The organism is Algoriphagus winogradskyi, from assembly GCF_900182815.1.
In the GTDB taxonomy this organism is placed as follows: domain Bacteria; phylum Bacteroidota; class Bacteroidia; order Cytophagales; family Cyclobacteriaceae; genus Algoriphagus; species Algoriphagus winogradskyi.
Map to the genome: position 1 here is coordinate 215538 of NZ_FXUA01000007.1, position 23200 is coordinate 238737.

At 40.3% G+C, this 23200-nt stretch carries 18 protein-coding genes and 1 tRNA gene; 11 read left to right on the forward strand and 8 right to left on the reverse strand.

Features of this window, described 5'->3' with window-relative positions; translation table 11 throughout:
* Positions 1-103: 103 nt before the first annotated feature.
* The 5 genes from ahr to QOL76_RS17400 form a co-directional block, all read right to left on the reverse strand.
* Positions 104-1108 (reverse strand): NADPH-dependent aldehyde reductase Ahr, encoded by a 1005-nt coding sequence (gene ahr, locus QOL76_RS17380; protein ID WP_283414231.1) that lies wholly within the window; start codon positions 1106-1108, stop codon positions 104-106.
* Positions 1109-1186: 78 nt separating this feature from the next.
* Positions 1187-2044, reverse strand: coding sequence for an SDR family oxidoreductase (locus tag QOL76_RS17385; protein WP_283414232.1), 858 nt, complete (start codon positions 2042-2044; stop codon positions 1187-1189).
* A 37-nt stretch (positions 2045-2081) separates the two neighbouring features.
* A complete protein-coding gene (locus QOL76_RS17390; RefSeq protein WP_283414233.1) occupies positions 2082-3398 on the reverse strand; it encodes a DUF418 domain-containing protein in 1317 nt (438 codons plus the stop codon).
* A gap of 773 nt (positions 3399-4171) precedes the next feature.
* Positions 4172-5683, reverse strand: a complete 1512-nt coding sequence (locus QOL76_RS17395; protein WP_283414234.1) for a sensor histidine kinase — start codon at positions 5681-5683, stop codon at positions 4172-4174.
* Positions 5684-5690: 7 nt separating this feature from the next.
* Complete coding sequence (locus QOL76_RS17400) at positions 5691-6428, reverse strand: LytR/AlgR family response regulator transcription factor (protein ID WP_283414235.1); 738 nt, start codon at positions 6426-6428, stop codon at positions 5691-5693.
* A 392-nt stretch (positions 6429-6820) separates the two neighbouring features.
* Between QOL76_RS17400 and QOL76_RS17405 the strand changes: the two genes are divergently transcribed.
* The 8 genes from QOL76_RS17405 (at position 6821) to QOL76_RS17440 (ending at position 14106) form a co-directional block, all read left to right on the forward strand.
* On the forward strand, positions 6821-7765 hold the full coding sequence (locus QOL76_RS17405) for a hypothetical protein (RefSeq protein ID WP_283414236.1): 945 nt from the start codon (positions 6821-6823) through the stop codon (positions 7763-7765).
* 2 nt (positions 7766-7767) lie between these two features.
* Entirely contained in the window at positions 7768-8361 is a 594-nt protein-coding gene (locus QOL76_RS17410) for a hypothetical protein (RefSeq protein WP_283414237.1), read from the forward strand.
* 52 nt (positions 8362-8413) lie between these two features.
* Entirely contained in the window at positions 8414-8965 is a 552-nt protein-coding gene (locus QOL76_RS17415) for a hypothetical protein (protein ID WP_283414238.1), read from the forward strand.
* Between the two features lie 311 nt (positions 8966-9276).
* Positions 9277-11046 (forward strand): 30S ribosomal protein S1, encoded by a 1770-nt coding sequence (rpsA, locus tag QOL76_RS17420; RefSeq protein WP_283414239.1) that lies wholly within the window; start codon positions 9277-9279, stop codon positions 11044-11046.
* Between the two features lie 203 nt (positions 11047-11249).
* The gene (locus tag QOL76_RS17425) at positions 11250-11489 is read left to right on the forward strand and encodes a hypothetical protein (RefSeq protein WP_283414240.1); all 240 of its coding nucleotides are present in this window, start codon (positions 11250-11252) and stop codon (positions 11487-11489) included.
* Between the two features lie 234 nt (positions 11490-11723).
* Entirely contained in the window at positions 11724-12860 is a 1137-nt protein-coding gene (locus tag QOL76_RS17430; RefSeq protein WP_283414241.1) for a DUF4934 domain-containing protein, read from the forward strand.
* 206 nt (positions 12861-13066) lie between these two features.
* Positions 13067-13477, forward strand: coding sequence for a hypothetical protein (locus QOL76_RS17435; RefSeq protein WP_283414242.1), 411 nt, complete (start codon positions 13067-13069; stop codon positions 13475-13477).
* Between the two features lie 29 nt (positions 13478-13506).
* Entirely contained in the window at positions 13507-14106 is a 600-nt protein-coding gene (locus tag QOL76_RS17440; RefSeq protein ID WP_283414243.1) for an outer membrane beta-barrel protein, read from the forward strand.
* Between the two features lie 27 nt (positions 14107-14133).
* Here the strand turns inward: QOL76_RS17440 and QOL76_RS17445 are convergent, their stop codons facing one another.
* The 3 genes from QOL76_RS17445 to QOL76_RS17455 form a co-directional block, all read right to left on the reverse strand.
* On the reverse strand, positions 14134-16371 hold the full coding sequence (locus QOL76_RS17445) for a xanthine dehydrogenase family protein molybdopterin-binding subunit (RefSeq protein WP_283414244.1): 2238 nt from the start codon (positions 16369-16371) through the stop codon (positions 14134-14136).
* Positions 16372-16373: 2 nt separating this feature from the next.
* A complete protein-coding gene (locus QOL76_RS17450; protein WP_283414245.1) occupies positions 16374-16844 on the reverse strand; it encodes a (2Fe-2S)-binding protein in 471 nt (156 codons plus the stop codon).
* A 149-nt stretch (positions 16845-16993) separates the two neighbouring features.
* Positions 16994-17064, reverse strand: a tRNA-Cys gene (locus QOL76_RS17455).
* 365 nt (positions 17065-17429) lie between these two features.
* On the opposite strand from QOL76_RS17455, the gene QOL76_RS17460 reads away from it, so the two are divergent.
* From QOL76_RS17460 to nrfD, 3 genes are read left to right on the forward strand one after another with little or no spacing between them, the layout of a single operon-like run.
* A complete protein-coding gene (locus QOL76_RS17460; protein WP_283414246.1) occupies positions 17430-18695 on the forward strand; it encodes a c-type cytochrome in 1266 nt (421 codons plus the stop codon).
* A 39-nt stretch (positions 18696-18734) separates the two neighbouring features.
* Positions 18735-21818 (forward strand): TAT-variant-translocated molybdopterin oxidoreductase, encoded by a 3084-nt coding sequence (locus QOL76_RS17465; RefSeq protein ID WP_283414247.1) that lies wholly within the window; start codon positions 18735-18737, stop codon positions 21816-21818.
* Between the two features lie 17 nt (positions 21819-21835).
* Entirely contained in the window at positions 21836-23200 is a 1365-nt protein-coding gene (nrfD, locus tag QOL76_RS17470) for an NrfD/PsrC family molybdoenzyme membrane anchor subunit (RefSeq protein ID WP_283414248.1), read from the forward strand.

A 23200-nucleotide genomic window follows, 5' to 3' on the forward strand; every position in this document is an offset into this window, starting at 1 on the left:
AATTAAATTTACCTGATTAGTAGGGGCGATCAATCGTAGGGAACTACCGAGCCAATTTGTTGTAAAATTGAAGTTTATGAGATCGAACGCCTTTATCTAAAAATTAATTTTTTAATACGATGCGGTACCTAGCTTTTCCCGATTTCAAATGCTCCAAAGCCTCGTTTACTTTTGACATAGGGAACTCTTCCGTTATTGGATAAATATCATGTCTTACACAGAATTCAAGCATGGTTCGAGTAAGAGCAGGGCTTCCCAAAGGACTTCCGGCTACAGACTTTTCTCCTGTGATTAATGAAAATGCAGGAATTGCCATTGGCTCTAAAACAGCACCTACATTATGGAATTTCCCTTTAGGAGCTAAAGCAGTCAGGTATAAATTCCAATCTAAGCTTACATTAGTGGTATTAAGAATGAAATTTAATGATCCAGCGATGGTAGCTAATTCATCAGGATTAGTTGAGTCAACCACCTTAGTTGCTCCCATTGCTAAGATTGCCTCTTTCTTACCGGGGGAGGAGCTAAAAGCAATCACTTCACATCCCCATTTATTGAGGAATTTCAAAGCCATGTGACCTAAACCACCGATTCCAATTACCCCGACTTTGTCTGTTGCTTTTACTCCCGCTAAAATGATGGGGTTAAATACTGTGATTCCTCCGCAAAGTAAAGGTCCGGCTTTTGCCAAATCAATTCCTTCAGGAAGTGGAATCGCCCAAGACCAATGACTTCTAACATAATCAGCGAAGCCCCCATGTCTTCCTCCAATGGTGAATTCAGCAGATGCACATAGATGATGTGAACCATCCATGCATTCGTGGCATGCCATGCAAGATCCTGAAAACCAGCCAATACCTACTTTGTCACCGACTTTGATGTTTTTTACAGCATCTCCTGTGGCGATGACTTCACCTATAATTTCATGACCAGGTACGATTGGATAAGCCGTCATCCCCCAATCATTATTAATCATGCTTAGGTCAGAGTGGCAGATTCCACAATTGATTACTTTTACATCGACCTGTTCTGATCCTAGTTCTCCCATATCGTAGGAGAAAGCTTCAAGTTTTTCCTGTGGGCCAGCGGCCGCAAATGCTGATACTTTCATCGTATTGTAAATTTTTAGAATTGATATTAACCGTTAAACTATTCTAGGAGATGGTCTTTTCTCCTGTCTTCCAACTTCCTATCTCCTAGCATCCATTCCAAAATCTCGCTCTATGGAATTGTACCACTCTTCTTCTGGGAGGCTATGCCTATTTATCCATTCCTCATCAGTCATAGATTGCCTCCATTGGATATATGGAAGGGCATCTGGGCCAACAGGATGTCTCAGGTACCAAGAGTCACTTTCTGCGAATTCTAGAATTTTTTCAGCGACTAGCGCAGCTGATGTTGGGTTCTTCAGAGAGGCATGGAAAAGATCTGCCATACGTTTAGAGGTAGGGTAAATGGAAGAGGAAGCTCCTCTAATCTCGTGAGCCATATCGGTATCAATGATTCCAGGTTCTACTATTCCTACTCGAATATTGAATGGTTTTACCTCCTGGGCTAGTGCTTCACTAATTGCTTCCAGCGCAAATTTGCTAGCAGAGTAGCATCCCAATGGAGAACTAGTTAGTCGTCCAGACACAGAAGTGATATTTATAATACATCCACTTTTTTGCTCTCTCATCGCTGGGATAACTGCTTTAATACATCGTACAGCTCCAAATACATTGGTCTCAAAAACCCCTTTGAATTCGGATAAAGGCATTTCTTCTATTGATCCATTCAAACCTATTCCCGCATTATTGACTAAGATGTCGATTGGGCCATCTTCCAAGAGTATTTCATCCATGATCGCCTTCACGGATATGTCTGAATTGACATTCATCTTGTGCATGCTGATAGGTAGTTCCTCTGCTTTGATTGTTTCAGAGAGTGTAGTCGCTTTGGAGGGAGTACGCATAGTCGCAAAGACCTGATATCCAGCTCTGCCAAATGCAAGTGCGATTTCTAAACCTATACCTCTGTTTGATCCTGTGACTAGTACTTTTTTCATGAAAACTGGATTGTATATTTTCTTACTGTTTTAAACATTAAAGTGTCAGAGGTGGTCCTTTTCTCAATGGATGAACTTTCATGTAACTCAGATTTCTCCAAATCCACTCCATAGGTCCATAGTGAAAGTACCTGAGCCAAATTGGACTTAGAATGAATTGAAAAACCCAAATAGAAAAAACCACATAAAGCAACTCGTAGCGCTCTAGCTTTCCGAACATCCCAAAACCTACACCTGTAAAGACAATCATGCAGATCACTGAATGCATCATGTAATTTGTCAGCGCCATTTTGCCAACAGCGGATAGACCGTTTTTCAGCCAGCCCAAAATCGGAGTTTTACAGAAAAGCATAATTAGTCCCACATGGCCCATCGCTACAAAAGCTCTTCCCCAGTAGTAGGTGATATTCGACTTACTAAATGAAAGCAAAGAGAAGTTGTCATCTAAGACCAGTTGCATCTCATAGTAGTTAATGGCAAGACCAATTGCATATCCCATAGCTGCCAAAGTGAGGTAGAATCCAAAAGATTTTTCAGCTGTGAGTATTCCCCATCTGAAAAGAGCTATCCCAATCAGCATCATGCTCAGTACATCCCAAACATCACCTCGATAAGGCCAGTTGACATCGAAGTCGTAATTGGTGGGAGCGAGAAAAGCTACTACAGAAAAGTACCCTTTTCTCATTTCTTCGTTAAACTCCTCTACTGCTTCTGGGCTTCGTTCAGTTTCCCGCTTTTCCCAAGCTTCATTAGCGGCCTTTAACTCTTTGGGAAGTTCTTCTTCTGTTACAAGTAAAGCCTGTGCTTCTGCTACCTCTGCTATCCATTTTTTGCCTTTCTGGTAGTCTATATAGTTCCAAAGAGTCCCAATACTAAAAAGTATCACCGCTGTGACAACCAGATATTTTGGTACCATCGAGCGAAAAGAATATACCAAGAATCCCATTAAGGCATATTGGTACAAGATCTCGCCAACCCAAAGCAGAAGGTATCCATGTATTAGTCCAAAAAGCAAAAGCCACATCAGTCGGCGGAAATAAACATCAGCAGCTTTGATCCCTGCACCTTTTTTAAGTAATCGATCCAGGAAAATATACATCCCAACCCCAAAAAGCAGGGAGAACAAGGCCCGCATAGTCCCCTCAAAAAATAGGTTGGTCATCATCCAAGTGTACAGATTCAGACCGGTAGACCCTCCAGATACCGTTGGGTCTTCGTAGGCTAGCGCTAAACCAAACCCATTGATGTTCATCAAGAGTATTCCAAAAAGTACAATCCCGCGCATTACGTCCAAGGAAAGTATTCGATCTGATTGCTTAACAGGAATCAGTTCTTGTGTGAGGGGTTGTTCCATAGTTTGTTTTGTTGCTATGCTGATAGCTTTAAACCTTCCAGTAGCTTATTTAAGCTATTCATTTACAAGAAAAACATGAACTGGTTTAGGACGAATGCCTTTCAAAAATGTCCTAACTGCTTGGTTATTTTATCAGAGCAACTATAAAATCGAAATGATTTCTCTCTAGTATATAATTCATGCGAATTAGTAGTGGCAAACAGGAAATTATTTAATCAAATACTGCTACCCTGTCTTGGCACTGCCTGACGAAGTCAGTTCAAAAAAAAATCAATGCCGTTCAAAATTTTGCAATTCCAAACAGCATTGATAGAAAAATGCAATCACCCTTTATCAAAAAAATAGTCTTAATATGTTGGTGGCTTCAATACATATAATATTGAAGAGTCAAAAGTGCCTCTATAAAATAGGCGGCCAAAAGTAGGGGTTGTCAACTTTCCTGCTTTTGATCTTCTCTGAAGTACTTGAAATTAAAGCTGAAATCGAAACTAAATTGGACGAACCTGTTCTAAAATTGTCCGAACGCTAGGCGGGATTTTTCGGAAATAGGTATTTGCAGTGAATAGTCACTATTTTAAACCTAGCTTTTAGCCCTGAATTAGTTGAATAAAAAATGGATAGAAATAACTCGTTGCCTAAAGCTTATTTGGGCTTCACCTTCAACTCTCCCCCATGAGCTTTCACAATGTCGTAGGACAGTGATAACTTCATACAAACACATGTTGATTGTGGCTGCTATTCAAAAGCTAAACTACTTAAGCCTAAAAAGTTTATTATCGAAGCTGAATTGGAATTTTGAGAATAACCTTAACTCCAGATTCTATTGGGTTTGTTTCTTTTAGGTTGACTAGGGTTATTTCTCCTTCTTGAGTATAATTTTGGGAAAAATGTTTAAGTCGTTCCTGTGAAAGTGCGATTCCCACTGATTCTGAAATATGCAATTTTTTCTTCGGATTCTGGCTGGAATCGGGCAGTCCAATCCCGTTGTCAATTATTTCCAATGTGAGGGCTTCTACAGAAAGATTTGCCAACTTAATCTGAAGTTTTTTCTCCACTTTGCTCGCAGATAACCCATGCAAAATCGCATTTTCCAAAAAGGGCTGAAGTAATAGGGAAGGGATTAATAGTTCAGTAGGATCAATTATTTCAAAGCCAAATATGGAAAATTGGATTTCTTGATCAAATCGTAGATTCTCGATATTCACATAAAGCTTCATCGTTTCCAATTCTTCTTTAAGAGTGAATTCTTTCTCCCGAGTGGAGGCCAAAAATTTTCGGATCAGTTTGGCAAACTTGTTTAAATAGTAAACAGCTTCCTCAGCTTCATTTTCTATGATATAGGATTTGATGGAATTCAACGAATTGAAGATAAAATGAGGATTCATCTGGCTCCTCAAGGCAAGAAGTTTTAATTCTGCCAGTTCTTTGTCATAGGAAGCCTGCAAGGAATTGATCTTTTCAGCTTCGGCTGCCAGTTCCAAAGACTTGAAGCTTTCTTCCAGCTGTTTTTGAACCTCAATGCGGAGTCTTTCATTTTCTCGAAGTTGATCTATAAGTTCTTCTTGCGACTGATTTCGCTCCTCTAAAATCAACTTTTGCTTTTGCCCTAATCCTAGGGAGAAAAGTACGTTTTCCAACCAAAAACCAATATATAGAATACTATAAGCTGGCTCCACTGCGAGTCCTTGCCTAGACAGACTTTGGTGAATAGCTAGCGAAGTCACCGAAAAGACTATCAATAAAGCAGAGCCGATAATCATATAATATTTTAGAGGAGTCTTGACTTTAAAAAATGGAATATAAGTCACCATTCCAAGGATCGAAATTAGGATGGTGAACACATAATATCCTCTTAAGAGAACTTCCGGAATTCGGCGATCCACTAATAAATAGTACAGAAAAAAGAATAAACAATAGGCAATAATCAACCAAAGACCGATCATGATCCTCCTGTGCCAGTTGGGAAGCTCTTCTTTTATATTCAGAAACCTCAGGGCAAAAAAGACATAAATGATGTAGTAGATCTCTGTATGAATGACTGGGTAGTCAACGATCCAAGATACTTGTCCACCTAATTCATAGAGGAAGCCTCCTTCCATCCATCTATATTGAGATAGTAAGATGAAAAAGGTATATCCGCTGTAGAGTAGGTAGGTGCTATCCTTTTGCTGAAAAAAAAGGATGAAATGATAAACCGTCAGGATAAAAAGAGCACCTAGCGTAAAAACTAAAAACCCATTCTCGAATGGGCAGCAGTAAAAGTATTCTAAGTAGCTTTTAACCAAGGTTGGGTTAATGATTTAAAAGGTGGAGTAGCTCACTCTTTCTTGATCGGGAGACGGGTATTTGAGTGCCGTTCGAAAGCATCAAGCTTGGACCGTCTTGGTTGACGAAAGCCTTGATGGCGTCAAGCCTTACGATGTAGGAATTGTGAACCCGATAAAAACCCTTGCCCAACAAGTCTTCCAGATCTTTAAAGCGAACAGTAAACAGTTCTTTCTTCAAGTCATTGAAATATATTTCTGAATAATTCCCGTCTGACTTGCAATAGAGAATCTCATTCCGATCCAAATACAAGGTTTTGCCTGCCATAGCAAGCGCCAATTTCTTTTCCTCCCTACCTTTCCAATCATTGATCATGGATTTGAGGACAGACCCAAGCCCACTAGATTCTTTTTTCACTCTAATTCGTTCAATGGCATCTATGAGGTCATCAGAATCCACCGGCTTCATCAGGTAATCGACCGCATGCTCCCGAAATGCCTTGATCGCATATTGGTCATAAGCTGAGGTGATGATCAACTCAAAATCTCTAAAATGAAGATTTTGAAGTAGTTCAAAACCATTCATTTCGGGCATTTCCACATCTAGAAAAACGCAGTCAGGCTTTAAATAATTGATCGCAGAAACTGCTTCGCGTGGGTCAGTGAAGCTATCTATGATTTTCACATCTTGGCAGAACTTTTCAACCTCCCAAGTTAAATTCTTGATCGCATTGGATTCGTCGTCTACGATGATAGCGTTGATCATTTAGTTAAAGATAAACATTTGAATCTGTTCAACTATTTCAGGGAAAAGCGGTCAATGAAAACTGCAACATTCTATTTCATAAGGCTTTGAAAAACTAAAAGCTAAGAAATTTTAGTCCTTTTTCATGGAGATGGTTTTAAAATTTCTTAGGCGGTAGGGAATTTAACTTACTTGGTAAAGAATCCATGAATATTGGTATATCGAAAAAAACATAGGGTCAATTTCAGATTATAAAGAAATGCGCACCAGCTATGTATTCTTTTATACCAAGTAACTGCCTTCACTTTTTAATTTTAATGGAAATGGGTAAAATTCTAGTGTACCCATTGATAATCAGGATATTGGGAGGCGTTTTTAGATTTATCAAGGAAGCTATTTGAACCCTACCTTTTATGAAAAAACTAGTTCTATTCTGCAGTATCGTTTTTCTTTTCACTTTTTGCACAAACCGAACCTCTGAGGAAACTACAGCCTCTGAAGCCCCAACTCAAGAGGAACTTTTACAACAAGGCCAAGTGAATGTTCAAACTCAAGGCATGGAGTTTTTGGTTGCCGATACCCTTTACTCAGGCTGGAATGAGTTGATTTATGACAATCAGTCTGCAGAGGTTCATTTTGTGCTAATGGATTTTTATCCTGAAGGCAAAACAGTAGAAGACACCAAGAAGGAAGTGCTCCCTCCATTTGATGAGGGAATGAAAAAAATAATAGATGGGCAAATGGATGAGGCAGTGGCTGCTTTCGGCAAATTGCCAGAATGGTTTTTTTCTGTCCAGTACCATGGTGGCACTGGGTTGATCTCTCCCGGGCAGACAGCAAAGAGTACTATTTTTTTGAGCCCGGGACTTTATGTGATGGAATGCTATGTAAAAGCTGCCAATGGTGAATGGCATACTTCCCACGGGATGATCAAGCAGATAATAGTTAGAGATTCTTCTACTAGCAAAGCGGCTCCATCCCCGAATGCATCCATTACTATTTCTAGTACTGAAGGAATTCAAATGGCAAATCCACCTGGTCTTGGAAGCCAGATTATGGAGGTCAAGTTTCAAGATCAAAAGGTTTACGAGCATTTCGTGGGGCATGATGTGAATCTTGTTCGCTACGAAGATGACGCCTCACTTGACTCTTTACAGTATTGGCTGAGCTGGATGAATCCTGCCGGTCTTCGTACACCTGCACCCGAAGGATTCACTTTCTTGGGAGGAATGAACAATCTAGGTGAAGGAGGAAAAGGTTACTTCGAAGCGGAGCTGATTCCGGGAAATTATGTCTTGATATCTGAAGTTCCTGAGGCTGAGAAAAAAGGTCTGATCGCAAAATTTCAACTTAAATAGCTATGAAAAAAAGTATTAAAAGTATCGCTTCGGCCTTCATTGGACTGATTCTATTGGTTTCTTGCAGTGGTAAGGAAGCGGCTCAATCGGGTGGTTCCATGGATGGAGGGGAAAATTTTGAATCATCTACTGAGTCGGTCCAAGACAATGCAGAAACTCTTACCGAGCTAACCCCTCTCACCACAGAGCAATTCAAGGCTTTTTTTCCGGAAACGCTAATTGGCTTACCTCAAACTTCTTTTGCAGAAAGTTTTATACCAGGGATTGGTACTGGTAGTGCGACTTATAGAACTGCCAACAAAAGTATCCGGATTATGATCATCGACGGAGCAGGTGCGAAAGGAGCTGATGCAGTAGGAACCTACAAATTTGCTCATACTAAGGATTACGATGAAAAAGGCTCTTGGGGATATGCCAAAACAATCATCCATGAAGGAATAAAAATGAAAGAGTCCGGCCTTGCAGAGGATAGATTCAATTGGTCTCTTTTTTATAAAGACCGATTTGCGATAGATATTGATGCTAAAGAAGTTGCCAAAGAGGAGTTGGATGCTATTATGAAGGATTTAAACTTGGAAAGACTTCCAGCCAACTAGCATATTATTTATTTCTAACTAAAGCTGTTTTAAATACTAATAGATTTCTGTCATGAAGAAAATACATCTCCTACTATTCCTAGTTCTTGCCCTAGTAATTATCATTTATGCAAATTCTAATATTCACTTTTCTGAGCAAAAGGCAACAGTTACAGCGCCGGCTTTTATGTCCCAAGATGAAGCTGTCAACCCAGGTGTGACATTGACTATGGAAGGAGAAACACATACTTTGGAGCAAAAGGATCTCAATCCCCAAACAGATCTGGATTTTGAAAATGATGATTTGAAGTTTGCTATATATACAAATGAAGGTCGGGTTTCCGTGAACTTCAATCTTACCAAAACTGGAATATTAGGGAAGGGTCCCGTTGTCTATTCAATTCCTGAGGCAAATCAAAAAGAAATAAAAGTAGACCTGAATTTTTTTAATCAAGACAGAGAGTCCAGCAGGATGAATAAGCGTATAATTTTTCGAAAAGGAGAAATTCAAATTGAAAAACTTACTAAAAATCAGCTGGTTTTTACTTTCAAAGGAGAAGGGTCAGGAATGACTGAAAGAGGAGATTCCTTTCCAATAGAAGGATCCGTTAATATGACTTATTAGTAATCGATTAAGTATTCAAAAATAAGTTGATCATGCCTCATTTTACTTAGGCGCCTGTACATCAATTAGTAGCATCAAGAATCCCTCAAAGTAATATCACTAGGTCTTTTTAAGATTTGGTTCTTTAGTATCCTGATTTGTATCTCGCAGGAACAAATTTCTTTTCAGAATACCTCCTTTGCCAATAATTCCATACCTTTGCAGTCCGTTCGAGTGGATGGAGTGTGTTGGGTTTGCTTAACGCATTGATTTACAACTAAAAACGATAGTTCTTTGACCCGGGGACTATTGCTATTCAGGGTTAGTACATTATGTCAAAACAAGAAGATTTTAACTGGGACAACTTCGAAACCAAAGGTTTTGGAGAAGGTTATTCCAAAGCAGAGCGTGAGCAAATGGCTGCAATGTATGAGAATACATTGGGCGAGATCACTGAGAAAGAAGTTATCAAAGGCACTGTAGTAGGTGTAAATGATAAGGATGTAATCATCAACATCGGTTTCAAATCTGATGGATTGGTTCCTCTTTCTGAATTCCGTGACCTTGATGGCATCAAGCCAGGTGATACAGTAGAGGTATTCATCGAAGAGCAGGAAAACGCACTTGGGCAGTTGATCCTTTCCCGTAAGAAAGCTAAGATCGTACGTGCATGGCAAGACATCGAAGATGCGCTTGAGCATGACAACGTGATCGAAGGTTTGGTGAAAAGAAGAACTAAAGGTGGTTTGATCGTAGATATCTACGGTGTAGAAGCATTCTTGCCAGGTTCTCAGATCGACGTGAAGCCTATCAGAGATTTCGATATCTATGTAGGTAAGAAAATGGAAGTGAAAGTGGTGAAAATCAACCACGCAAATGATAACGTAGTAGTATCTCACAAAGTGTTGATCGAGAAAGATCTTGAGAAGCAAAAAGCTGAGATCTTGAACAACCTTGAGAAAGGTCAAGTATTGGAAGGTGTGATCAAGAACATGACCAACTTCGGTGTATTCATCGATCTAGGTGGTGTAGATGGTCTTCTTCACATTACAGATATCTCTTGGGGACGTATCAATCATCCAGAAGAAGTATTGCAACTTGATCAGAAAGTTCAGATTGTGGTTCTTGACTTTGATGATGATAAGAAGAGAATTTCTTTGGGTATGAAGCAGCTTACTGCTCATCCTTGGGATTCTTTGGCGTCTAGCCTTGAAATCGGATCTAGAGTTAAAGGTAAGATCGTAAACGTAGCTGACTACGGTGCGTTCCTTGAGCTTGCTCCAGGTGTTGAAGGTTTGATCCACGTGTCTGAAATGAGCTGGTCTCAGCATTTGAGAAATCCTGCTGACTTTGTGAAAGTTGGTGACGAAATCGAAGCTGTAGTATTGACTCTTGACAAAGACGACAGAAAAATGTCTCTAGGTATCAAGCAATTGACTGAAGACCCTTGGACTAAGAACGATATGGGTACTAAGTACGCTGTAGGTTCTAAGCACACAGGTGTGGTAAGAAACTTGACTAACTTCGGTCTATTCCTTGAGTTGGAAGAAGGTATCGACGGTTTGGTTCACGTATCTGACCTTTCTTGGACTAAGAAAATCAAGCATCCATCTGAGTTTGTGAAAGTAGGAGACGAGCTAGCAGTAGCTGTTCTTGAGCTTGACGTAGACAACAGAAGATTGGCTCTTGGTCATAAGCAATTGGAAGAAAATCCATGGGATACTTTCGAAGGTGTATTCCCTATCGGATCTGAGCATAAGTGTACTGTAGTTTCTAAGAATGACAAAGGTGCAGTTCTTGAATTGCCTTACGGTCTTGAAGGATTCGCTACAGTGAAGAACTTGGAAAAAGAAGACGGATCTCAAGTAGAGGTTGGTGAGTCTTTGGATTTCAAAGTAACTGAATTCTCTAAAGATGATAAGAGAATCGTTCTTTCTCACACAGCAATGTTCAGAGAAGAAGCGAAGCCAGCTAAGAAAGAAGCTAAGAAGAAATCTGATTCAGGTTCTGCTTCTACTACTTCTGCTCCAGCTGAGAAGTCAACTCTTGGTGACTTGGACGCTTTGACTCAATTGAAAGAGCAAATGGAAGGCAAAAAGTAAGACGTTAGATTCTAGATATTAGAATCAAGACTTACTTGATATATTGGAAACGCCGGCTGAGAAGTCGGCGTTTTTTTGTTTAAAAGGTGAATTTCGGTTTAGAACCAACGGATTATAAATTGGCAATTACAATAATTAATTTACTTTCATTTTTTGGAGATTCATTTTTTTTTTTTTCTTGTGTACACTAATTCTTTATCATTATGAAAATTAAACTTTTATTTGGTAGTGCACTTTTTTTGGTGTTTAACTTTTTCTCAATTTCACTTTCTGTGGCGTCTGGAGCTAGGAAAGTTGTTAATTGTAGGACGTTAGATGTATATGATAATGTTCTTGCAAATGGAAGCCGCTGCGATTTTGGTTGGAGTGATTGTATCCCAAATCCATGTCCTTCACCTGATGGGACAAGGGTGGAATGGGAGGCCCCTTCAATGGGTGATTAATTGCAAGAGCTGCTAAATGATAATAGGGTGACTTTTAAAAATTGATTAATTTATCCCTACAAATTATTTAGTAATATCTTCACTGTTAGTAGAAATGCGAATCATTTCCTATTTGATTCGCATTTTTCTTTTTGTTAATGGACCTATATAAATAGTTATCTATTATGCTAATTAGGCAAGCTTTTTAATAAACAGAAGAGGGATTATTTCACTAAACAGAACTTCTTTATAACTATGAATCAATTAAAATATCTATTTATACTTACCCTGCTTTTTTTTTCATGTGGTGAAGAAAAAAAGGAAAGCTTATCGGTGAGATCTCATACGGTAATGGCTGAACTGCCAGCTCCGGTAGAAAATTCAGACTTGATTTTTGAGTTTGAGGAAATTATAAGATTGAGAAATTCGTCAGAAGATGTGCTGAGCATAGACAAGGTGGTCGAAAACGAGTCAGGGTTCTTTGTATTAGATAAGAGACAAAACAGACTCTCCCTCTTTGATTATTCAGGGGATTTTATTAGAAGTTTTGGGGAAATGGGTAGTGGACCAGGCGAATATGGAGCAATCTATGATTTCTTCATTATAGGTGACTTGGTTTATATTTTCTCTCCAAGTGACCTTGCCTTGATTACTTATGAAGTAAACTCTGGGGATTTTAAATCAAAATCACAGCTCAAGCTTTTTGCTCAAAGAATTGTTCCAGTTTCAGATCATGAAATCTTAATTTATGTATCAAATAATCCTTCGGACTCAAATTTCAACGTTTATCTTTCCGACTTAAAAGGAAATTTGCTGAAGGAGTATTTTCCATTCGATCCTCTAAGATCAAATTCAATTGTCTCTTATACCGGGTTTCTAGTAAGCGGAGTAGATGGCCAATATTATTGTGAACCATTTGGGGATAGCATTTTTAAGTTTGATTCCTCAGCCAAAAGTTTTGATCAATTATTTGAATTGGGGTTTGTTTCTGGTGAAATCAAATCTGACAGGGAGAATTTTGAAAAATATACTGGAGATTACAATCTTGATCCTCAAAATCGGGTTAGATTTCCTGGAGGCAATTTTTTAATAAACCAAGAATGGATGTTATTGGAGATGACTTTTGACTCAAAAGTGCAATATGTATTGCAAGATTTAAAGGATACTAGTCATTTATATACTCTAAGTAGAGGAGTGAGTAATGAGTTTTGGAGGTTTGTTAGAAATCCTTTGCTTCTAAACTCGAAGAATGAATTGCTTTTCCCAGTAGATCCTGAAACTTTTCACAATTATGATAAAGAAAAGTCATCTCAAATCATGACTGAGATTTTTAACAATAAAGAAACTACTGAAGAGGACAATTTTTATTTAATTAGAATTAGTATCAAGTAGGTGCCACGATTACTATTTTACTTCAATCGTTTATCTAATTGGCAATATGGAAGTATTTGCAAATACGGAGTTAAAGAATTTTTTACTCCTATTGGAAACGTCGGCTGAGAAGTAGGCGTTTTTTTTATGCGATTGGAAAATAAATTAAGTTGATAGGTAGCGTTTAGGAAAGTAGCCGCGTCATAAGTCTAACTGAACAATTGAACATGAGATACTTTTGGATTGGATTTATTTGCCTCATAGGGTTTTCATCTTGTGACAAAGAGGATAATCTGCCTTTTGACCTTACTGCTGAAGGAATTGTTGGTAAGTGGGAACTCTATCAATATCAGGGAAATACTGGGGCTGATGATTATAGAACTCCCTATGAACCTTCAGGGACAACCATCACTTTTCTTGCAAATGGGAAGCTTAAGTCAGAAAAGTTTTTTGGCTGTACGGATGGCGAATACCAAGTTGCTGATCGAAACCTCACCGTACTATTAGATTGTGAAGGTGAAGTTCCGGAGAAAAGCTATTTTTTGAAAATGGAAAATGCCGATTTAGTCATGCATCCAAAAGCCCCTTACATGTGCATAGAGGGTTGCTCCTTTATTTTCAAGAAGATTAATTCATAAATAGAATCAATTATTGACTTTTATAGACCATGAAAAAATATACGTTTCTTACCTTTTTCTTTTTAATTAGTGTTTCGGTTTTTGCCCAATCAGGCTTTGAAGTGAAAGGTTATTTTGGGGTTTCAGGTGCTTTAGCAAATAGGAAAGTTGATTTGGAAGGTGCCAGCTCTGTGGATCTTGAGGCTTTGGTGGAGGTTGGCGTTTTGCTTTCGAAAAGTATTTATGAAAAATTCTCGATCACTGGTGGCCTAAGTTATTCCTTTGCACAGGTGAAGTACTATCCTAATTTTCCTCCTTGCTTCAATTGTCTTAGCATTGTTTACGATCACAATCCTGATTTCCAGATGCTTTCTATTCCTATTTATGCAGAATATTCTCTAGGTAAGATTTTTTATGCTGCAGCTGGTCCTGTAGTAGATTTCCAGCTTTCCGAAGGGAATAATTTCTCTGACCAAAGTGGGGTTGGCTATTTGGCCGGTATTGGTGCAAAGTTGGATACAGAGAAGTTTTCCTTTTCTATTTTCCCTAATTATAAGAGGCATAATGTCATCCAGTTTGAAAAAGAAGGGAACTACAAACAAATTTTACAGGAGATTGGAGTTCAATTTGGAGTTGGGTATAAGTTTTGATTTTTATTCAAATCTTGTAACAACAGGCTAAACTTTTGTCCAATCTATCTTCTCCGCTTTAATCGGTAGATTCCGAACCCGACTTCCGGTTGCATCAAACACAGCATTTGAAATTGCCGCCGCGACAGGTCCCATAGCTGCTTCACCTGCTCCCATCGGCTTTTCTTCTGGTCGGTCTATAATATGGACTTCTACTTCCGGTACATCCTTCATTCGTAGAATAGGATAAGTATTCCAATCCACACTGGTGATTCCATTCGTGTCAAACTGCACTTCTTCTAGCATGGTCCAGCTGGCAGATTGGATCATTCCGCCTTCTGTCTGGTTTTTTAACCCGTCAGGGTTTATCGTTAACCCAGAGTCGATTACGCCAGTGAGTTTTTTGAGTTTGTAGTTTTTGGCCGCCTTATCGATTTCCACTTCTGCCAAGACAGCAAAATAGGAGGTGGCATTCTTATACCTCGCGTAGGCGACCCCGAATCCGTTATTAGCTGATTTAGATCTGTTTTTCCAGTTGGTCTTTTGAGCGAGCTCTTCCAAAACGGCCCTGGCGCGTGGATCTTCTAAGTTTTTTATCCTAAAATCAATCGGATCTTTTCCAGCCTTGTGAATCAGCTCATCCATAAACGCCTCCATGGCAAAGGTATTTGCGTAAGCCCCCAATCCTCTAAGCGAAGAGGTTCGGAGTGGGCCATCGTAGTTGAAAAGGTGGAGTTGCTTGGCTTCGAAACTGTATTCTGGAATTCCATTTCGGTGCGAGCCACCTGACCAACCGCCTTTTCTAAATTCTACTGGAGGATCCAAAGATCTTGCTGCGATAAAACTTCCCCCACTTCCATTTGGTCGTGTACTATGGGAATCTGACCAGACTATGCTGTCCCACCCTAGAAGCTTTCCAGCTGAATCCAATCCAGCAGATAGGCGAAAAGCCATAGTTGTGCCGTATGGTTCCCACTTGTGTTCGTCCTCTCTCATCCATTGAAGCCTCACATGCTTACCTGGGAATTCTTTGGCTATCAAAGCAACTTCTCCAGAAACATCATCCGCCCCATTGTGCCCGTAGCATCCGGAACCTGGAACTCCGATGCATCGGACTTTTTCTTTAGATAAAGAAAGTAGATCTGCAATTGAGTCTCTCACGGGATATACTCCTTGGGTAGCAGACCAAACGGTCAGCAGATTTGGTTCCCAAAGTGCGACTGCACACGATGGTCCCATGGAGGCATGCATGTGATAGGGGCGGAAATAATCCGCTTGATGATGTATGGCTGAATTTGAAATAAGCTCTGCAATTCCTGGTGAGATTTCTACTTCCTCTGGTTTTCCTGAAGTAGTTAGGACGTTATCCATTAATTGCCTTGGAAGTATTGCGATTGGAGACTTTTTCCAGACTGCTAGTTCTCTTAGCATTTCCCTTGCTTTTACTGCCTGGTATTCCCGTTCTGTGACTACTGCTAAAAAGCTCCCGTTTCTGATTACTTTGAGTACTCCAGGCAAAGCTTCAACTTGGGTAAGGTCTATGGATTCTAAGGTGGCGTCGTAGGAAGGTGGATGAAGCACTCGTGCATGGACCATCCCTGGCATTTGTAGATCGTGGACAAAATGAGATTCGCCAGTTACCAATTTCCGGATATCATCCCTATGCAAGGGTTGTCCTACATATTTGTAGTTTTCTGGTTTTTTTGGTTTAATATCTCCAGAGATTCTCTCCTCTATGTATTTGCCTTGCAAAAGCTCCCAATAACTCACTTTCTCACCAGAGTTAGCTATAATAACCCCATCTTCTACGCTAAGGTTTTCCGGATTTACACTCCATTTTTCCGCAGCCATTTTTAATAGATGGTGTTTTGCCTCAGCTGCAGCCTGGCGGATAGCGCTTCCGCTACCTTCTACGGAATTGCTACCAGCGGTGAATCCTTCATTTGGTGTTTGACCTGTATCTGAATTGATAATATGGCAGCGATCCGGATTAATATCCAGTTCTTCTGCTGCAATTTGGATTAAGGCGATTTTTATACCCTGCCCTAACTCCTGCTTACCTGAAAGTACTGTCAGGTGTCCTGTTGCATCCAATCTAATCCAAGAATCAATTAATTTATTGTCGATAGTTGGGCGAAAAGGAATGCCAGAATAGGGAGGTATTTCATTTGGAGAACCTTTTGTTTGGCAGAATGTGAGTGGTAAAAGATTGAAACCTATTAGTAGGTGTCCAGTGCTTTTAAGGAAAGACCGGCGACTCGAGTTGTAGTGCTGAACTCCTTCCATAATTAAGACTTTATGTTTTCTGATGCCATCTTCACCGCCTTGATAAATCGCGAATGGGTGCCACAGCGACAGATAACAGGATTCAAAGCCTCACGTATTTCATTCTCAGTTGGAGAAGAATTTTCTTTCAGAAGTGCTACAGCGGTCATGATCATCCCGTTCACGCAATAGCCGCATTGGGCAGCTTGGGTTTCAATGAAAGCTTTTTGAACTGGGTGAAGCTCACCATTTTTACTCAAACCTTCTAACGTAGTGATTTCTACCTTTTCAAAACTGGCACAAGGTCTCACGCATGTAGTCTCTGCCAGAGCATCTGCAATGACTGTGCATGCGCCACATTGCAAAAGACCGCAGCCATATTTTGCGCCCTTTAACCCAAATTCCTCTCTCAGAATATATAAAAGGGGTTCTTGGGGATCAGCGGATATGGTTTTGGTTTTCCCGTTGACATGTAGGGTAATGTCTTGTGGCATGATTATCAGTAGTTTGAAATTTAAACTAATGAATGTCCACTGGAAATGCAATGCGGAAAATATATTTAACCCACTTAAGGTAAAGCCATCTTAAAAATACAGATGACTTAAAATAAAAAAGCATCCGCCGCGGCAGATGCTTTTTGTTGAGGTCGAGAGCGGATTCGAACCGCTGTAGAAGGTTTTGCAGACCTCTGCCTAGCCACTCGGCCACTCGACCAATCAGAATTGGAATGCAAATGTAGTTAATATCTTTTCCTTTACAATAAAGCACCTATTTATTTTAAATCTTTGCTAGTAAATCTGGCTCTACGCTATTTGGAAATCAAGAAACAAGAGCCTTGTATCGTGGGAATTCAATAGAAGTTTGAAAAGCTTACAAAATACATTCTATTTATATTGATTCTAAATTAATTATTAGCTCAGAAAATAACCTTAAATAACTGTAATACAAGTGTATATGAAATCAAACAGAGTTCCTGTGAGGCGGCTGCCATACATCAAGACAAGTTTGAAAAATTGGCTTCGGGTAGTACCTTTGCAAGGGTTATAAAAAACCGCTTAAACTATTTAATTAGCTATAATATGTTATCCAAACGCTCGTTAGTAGGGGTTCGATTGAATTTCCACACACTGGCAGTGCTGTTTTTCATGCTGATCGGAATGCAGGCTTTTGCAGCAGATCCATCAGTGGCAAATAGCGATGAAGCTGTGGCAGCAGGTAAGACTGTATTCAATGCAAATTGTAAGCAGTGTCATAAACTGGATCAAAAGTACACTGGTCCGGCATTGAGAGGTGCTTCAGATAGGGCGCCTGTAGAAACTGTCAAAAGTTTTATCAAGAACTCTTCGGCTGTAATTGCATCTGGAAATGCCTACTATTCCAATTTGTATAAGGAATTCAACAGCCTGATGATGCCGGCTCATGAGTTTTTGACTGATGATGATCTAAATAATCTACTAGCCTATATAGAGTACGGTGATAAAGTGGATCCAGCGGCGGCTGCGGCGGCATCAGCAGGAGCTGAAGGTGGTGAAGTAGCTGAAGGAGGGGGGATTCCAAGCGAATACCTTACTATAATTCTAGGGGTGTTGGTAGTTGTGCTACTTTTGATTTTGGTGGTATTAGGATTGATAATATCTGTATTAACCAAATACCTTAAAAAACAGGATCTGGATGAAGATGATAAAGAATTTGTCTCTCAGAAAACTAACCTAGGTAAAGTATTTAAAAGCGATATGTTTGTGGTTATCGTCACTGCCTTAGTGGTGGCCTTGGTGGCTAAAACAGCTTTGGATGGACTTTATTCAGTAGGCGTACAGCAGGGCTATGCGCCTGAGCAGCCAATCGCCTACTCACACGCGCTTCATGCAGGTACTCTAGAGATTGAGTGTCAGTATTGTCATACCGGTGTAGAGATAGGAAGATCTGCAAATATCCCTTCAGCTAACATTTGTATGAACTGCCATACGCATGTGCAGAATGTGCAAGGAGCAGAAGGCGTTTCTCCTGAAATTCAGAAAATCTACGATGCGGTTGATAACAATCAGCCTATCGAATGGGTACGAGTTCACAATCTTCCAGATTTAGCCTATTTCAATCACTCTCAGCACGTGGTAGTGGGTGAAGTAGAGTGTCAGACTTGTCACGGTCCTATTCAGGAAATGGAAGTAGTTGGTCAGCACAGTGCACTAACAATGGGGTGGTGTATTGACTGTCACAGACAGACCGAGATCACTACTGAAGGCAATGCCTACTACGATAAGTTGGTTCAGATTCACTCTGATTCTAAAGATGCCTTGAAGGTGAAAGACATCGGAGGTTTGGAGTGTGCTAAGTGCCACTATTAATTCATTATTCTTTTCGCAAATTCATTCTTATATCATAAAATGAAGGAAAATAAAAAAACGTACTGGAAAGGGCTTGAGCAGCTCAACAACGATCCAGAGTTTGTAAAGAACGCTGACAGGGAATTCCCTGAGCTTCCTTCTACACTCAACGAGGAGGGTAGTGCTTCAAGAAGAGATTTTCTGAAAGTAATGGGATTCAGCTTAGCGGCAGCTTCATTGGCGGCATGCGAGGCTCCTGTTAGAAAGATGATCCCTTATGTGAATAAACCGGTTGATATCAACCCATCTATTCCTAACTATTATGCTTCTACTTATGCTACAGGTGGCGATTATGCTTCCATTGTAGTGAAGACAAGAGAAGGTCGCCCGATCAAAATTGACGGAAACGAATTGTCTCCTATTAATAAAGGTAAAGTAAATGCGATCGTAGAAGGATCCATCCTTTCTCTTTATGACAAAGAAAGACTAGCGGGTCCATACAGCGGGGGACAGCTTTCAGATTGGAAAACAGTTGATGCGCAAGCTAAATCTGCTCTAGCTTCCGCCGGTTCAGTGAAAATTGTTTCCAATACAATTATTTCACCTTCCACTATGCAGGCCATACAGCAACTGGCAAATGCAAACGGAAACGTGGAAGTGATCATGTACGATCCACTTTCAAATTATGGTATTACAATAGCTGCGGAGACTTACTATGGTGCTGCAGTTCTTCCTTCATACTCATTTGACAAAGCAAAAACAATCGTATCCTTCGGAGCTGACTTCTTAGGATCTTGGATTTCTCCAATTGAATTTGCCCGTCAATATGCTCAGACAAGAAAAATCAGCAAAGAGAAGCCTGAAATGTCAAGACATTATCAGTTTGAATCTACGTTGTCACTTGCTGGAGCAAATGCTGATTACAGAACGCCAATCAGAGCTTCTCAAAGCGGATTGGCTGTATTAGCGCTATACAATGCGATTGCTAAAAAAGCAGGTGCTGCTACAGTTTCTGCTCCTGCAGTAGAGATCGCGCATTTGGATAAAGCTGCTGCTGATCTATGGGCTAGCAAAGGAGCTTCCCTTGTTATTTCTGGATCAAACGATCCTAACGTACAGGTTGTGATCAATGCGATCAATGAATTGCTTGGTAGTAACGGAACTACGGTTGATTTCGCTAATCCTGCTTACTACAGAAAAGGAGATGACGCTAAAATGAATCAGTTTGTTACTGATTTGAATGCTGGAAAAGTTGGTGGGGTTATTTTCTACAACTGTAATCCAGTATATGATTTTGCAAGAGGAGCTGAGATCGCTGCTGGTATCGCAAAAGCAAAAGTAAGTATCTCTACTAATGGTACTTTAAACGAGACTTCGTCTTTAGTACAAATTGTAGCACCAGATCATCACTTCCTAGAGTCTTGGAATGACTTTGAGCCTAAGAAAGGTCACTTCTCTTTAGCTCAGCCTACCATTTCTCCACTTTTTGATACAAGACAAGCACAAGAATCTTTCTTGGTTTGGGCAGGTGATACTACTTCTTACTATGATTTCTTACAGAATAACTGGCAGGGTGAGGTATTCACTCAGGTAGAGACTGGCGGTACATTCCAAGAATTCTGGGATCAGACCCTATACAATGGTGTATTAGCTATTAATTCTACTTCTGCACCTTTAGCTCCAGTAGGAGATGTAAGTGCTGCTGCTTCAGCTGTAGCTAAAGCTTATTCTGCTGATAATTCTACACCGGAATTGGTCATATATACTAAAGTAGGTATCGGTAACGGTGCTTATGCGAATGTTCCTTGGCTTCAAGAATTGTCTGATCCTATCTCTAAGGCAACTTGGGATAACTATTTGACTGTGTCTCAGAAGTGGGCAAATGACAATGGTGTCACTCAATCTGAAGAACATACCAGCAAAGCTTCTATTACCGTAAATGGTAAATCGCTGATCGTGCCGATCTTGATTCAGCCAGGTCAGGCAGAAGGTACTTTCGGTTTGGCAGTAGGATATGGTAGAACAAAAGCTGGTCGAGTTGCAAACGGAGTGGGTGTTAATGCTTACGAATTACTGGATGCTTCCAAGGGCTTTGTCAATTTCGATATTACTTCAGGCGTAGAAGTTTCTGCAACTGGTGATTCTTATAAAATTGCACGTACACAAACTCACCAGACGTTCATGGGACGTGAAAACGTAATCCAGGAGTCTGTATTGAGCGAATACCAAAAAGATGCTTCTGCAGGTAGATCCCATCCACATATTTACAAGGATGGTGAATTTGTAAAACCTTCCAAGATTTCACTTTGGTCAGGTCACCAGTATTCTCAGCATCACTGGGGATTGGCTATCGATATGAACTCTTGTATCGGTTGCTCTGCATGTTCTGTGGCTTGTCAGGTTGAAAACAACGTGGCAGTAGTAGGTAAGCAGGAAGTATTGAACAGAAGAGAAATGGCATGGATCAGAATCGATCGCTACTATTCTTCTGATGCTCCAGCAGATGATTTGAGTGCTATGGAAGTCGCGGCCAGCAACCCTGAGGTTACTTTCCAGCCTATGATGTGCCAGCAGTGTAACAATGCTCCATGTGAGACTGTTTGTCCTGTTGCTGCAACTACCCACTCTTCTGAGGGACTTAACCAAATGACTTACAACAGATGTATTGGTACAAGATATTGTGCAAACAACTGTCCGTATAAAGTACGTCGATTCAACTGGTTCAAATACCACGATAACAAAGACTTCGCAGGAGTCAATGTTGCTCAAAATGATGATTTGGGTAAGATGGTCTTGAATCCAGATGTAACAGTTCGTGCTCGTGGTGTGATGGAAAAATGCTCCATGTGTGTGCAGAGGATCCAAGCTGGTAAGCTAGAGGCTAAGCGTGAGAAACGCAAAGTGAAAGATGGAGACATCAATGTAGCTTGTGCTGTAGCTTGTCCAACTGATGCGTTGGTATTCGGAGACATGAATGATTCGAATTCTAAAGTTTCTCAGCTTCTTAAGATTAAGGAGAACACTACTTCAGCATTGAAGGAAGTGAATGAGGAGAGAGCATACCATGTATTGGAAGAGATCAACGTGAGTCCAAACGTTTGGTACTTTACCAAAATCAGAAATAAAGACTTAAACGAAGCGTAATCAAAATTTTATAAACTATGCAGGTTACTTCATCCGTACGCGAGCCGTTAGTTACCGGGGGTAAAAGCTATCATGATGTGACGCATGACGTGTCACGCCATGTAGAAGCAAAACCAAATATCAGATGGTTTCTAGCTTTCCTTACGTCTGCCGGTGTTTTGGCTTTAGGATCAATCGCAGTCGTTGCCACCGTTTGGGAAGGCATCGGTATGTGGGGGCTTAACAAAACTGTAGGCTGGGCTTGGGATATCACCAACTTCGTTTGGTGGGTTGGTATTGGTCACGCTGGTACTCTTATTTCAGCAGTACTTTTACTTTTCAGACAGAAGTGGAGAACTTCAATTAACAGAGCTGCAGAAGCGATGACTATTTTCGCGGTTATCTGTGCGGCAATGTTCCCGGTTCTTCACATGGGTCGTCCATGGTTAGGAGCTTATTGGGCACTTCCACTTCCAAACGTATTTGGATCACTTTGGGTAAACTTTAACTCCCCACTACTTTGGGATGTGTTTGCAATCTCGACTTACTTCTCTGTATCACTTGTATTCTGGTACATTGGTTTGATTCCTGATTTCGCGACAATTAGAGATAGAGCTACTGGTTTAAGAAAGATTATTTACGGAGCACTTTCATTTGGTTGGGATGGCGCAGCAAAATCCTGGAGCAGATACGAATCAGTTTCCTTGATCCTTGCAGGTTTGGCTACTCCACTGGTACTTTCTGTACACACGATTGTATCCTTTGACTTTGCAACTTCAGTAATACCAGGATGGCACACGACTATCTTCCCTCCATACTTTGTGGCGGGTGCGATTTTCTCAGGCTTCGCGATGGTATTGACGCTGATGATTGTAACTCGTAAGGTCTACAAACTGGAAGATTACATTACAATGGGTCACATCGAATTGATGAACATTGTAATTATCATCACAGGATCTATCGTAGGTATTGCATACATCACCGAGTTTTTCATTGCTTGGTATTCAGGTGTAGAAGCAGAGCAATATGCATTCATTAACCGTGCTACAGGACCTTACTGGTGGGCATATTGGTCAATGATGACATGTAACGTTATTTCTCCACAGCTTTTCTGGTTTAAGAAAATCCGTACATCCATCGTAGCTACCTTCGCTTTGTCTATCGTAGTGAACATCGGTATGTGGTTTGAAAGATTTGTAATCATCGTAACCTCCCTACACAGAGATTATCTTCCATCTTCATGGGCGATGTTCTATCCAACTTGGGCAGATGTAGGAGTTTACCTATTCACATTTGGTTTGTTCTTCACTTTGTTCTTCTTGTTTGCCAAATTCTTCCCGGTGATCAACATGGCAGAAGTGAAATCTGTATTGAAGTCTTCATCTGATAAAGTGCATAAATAA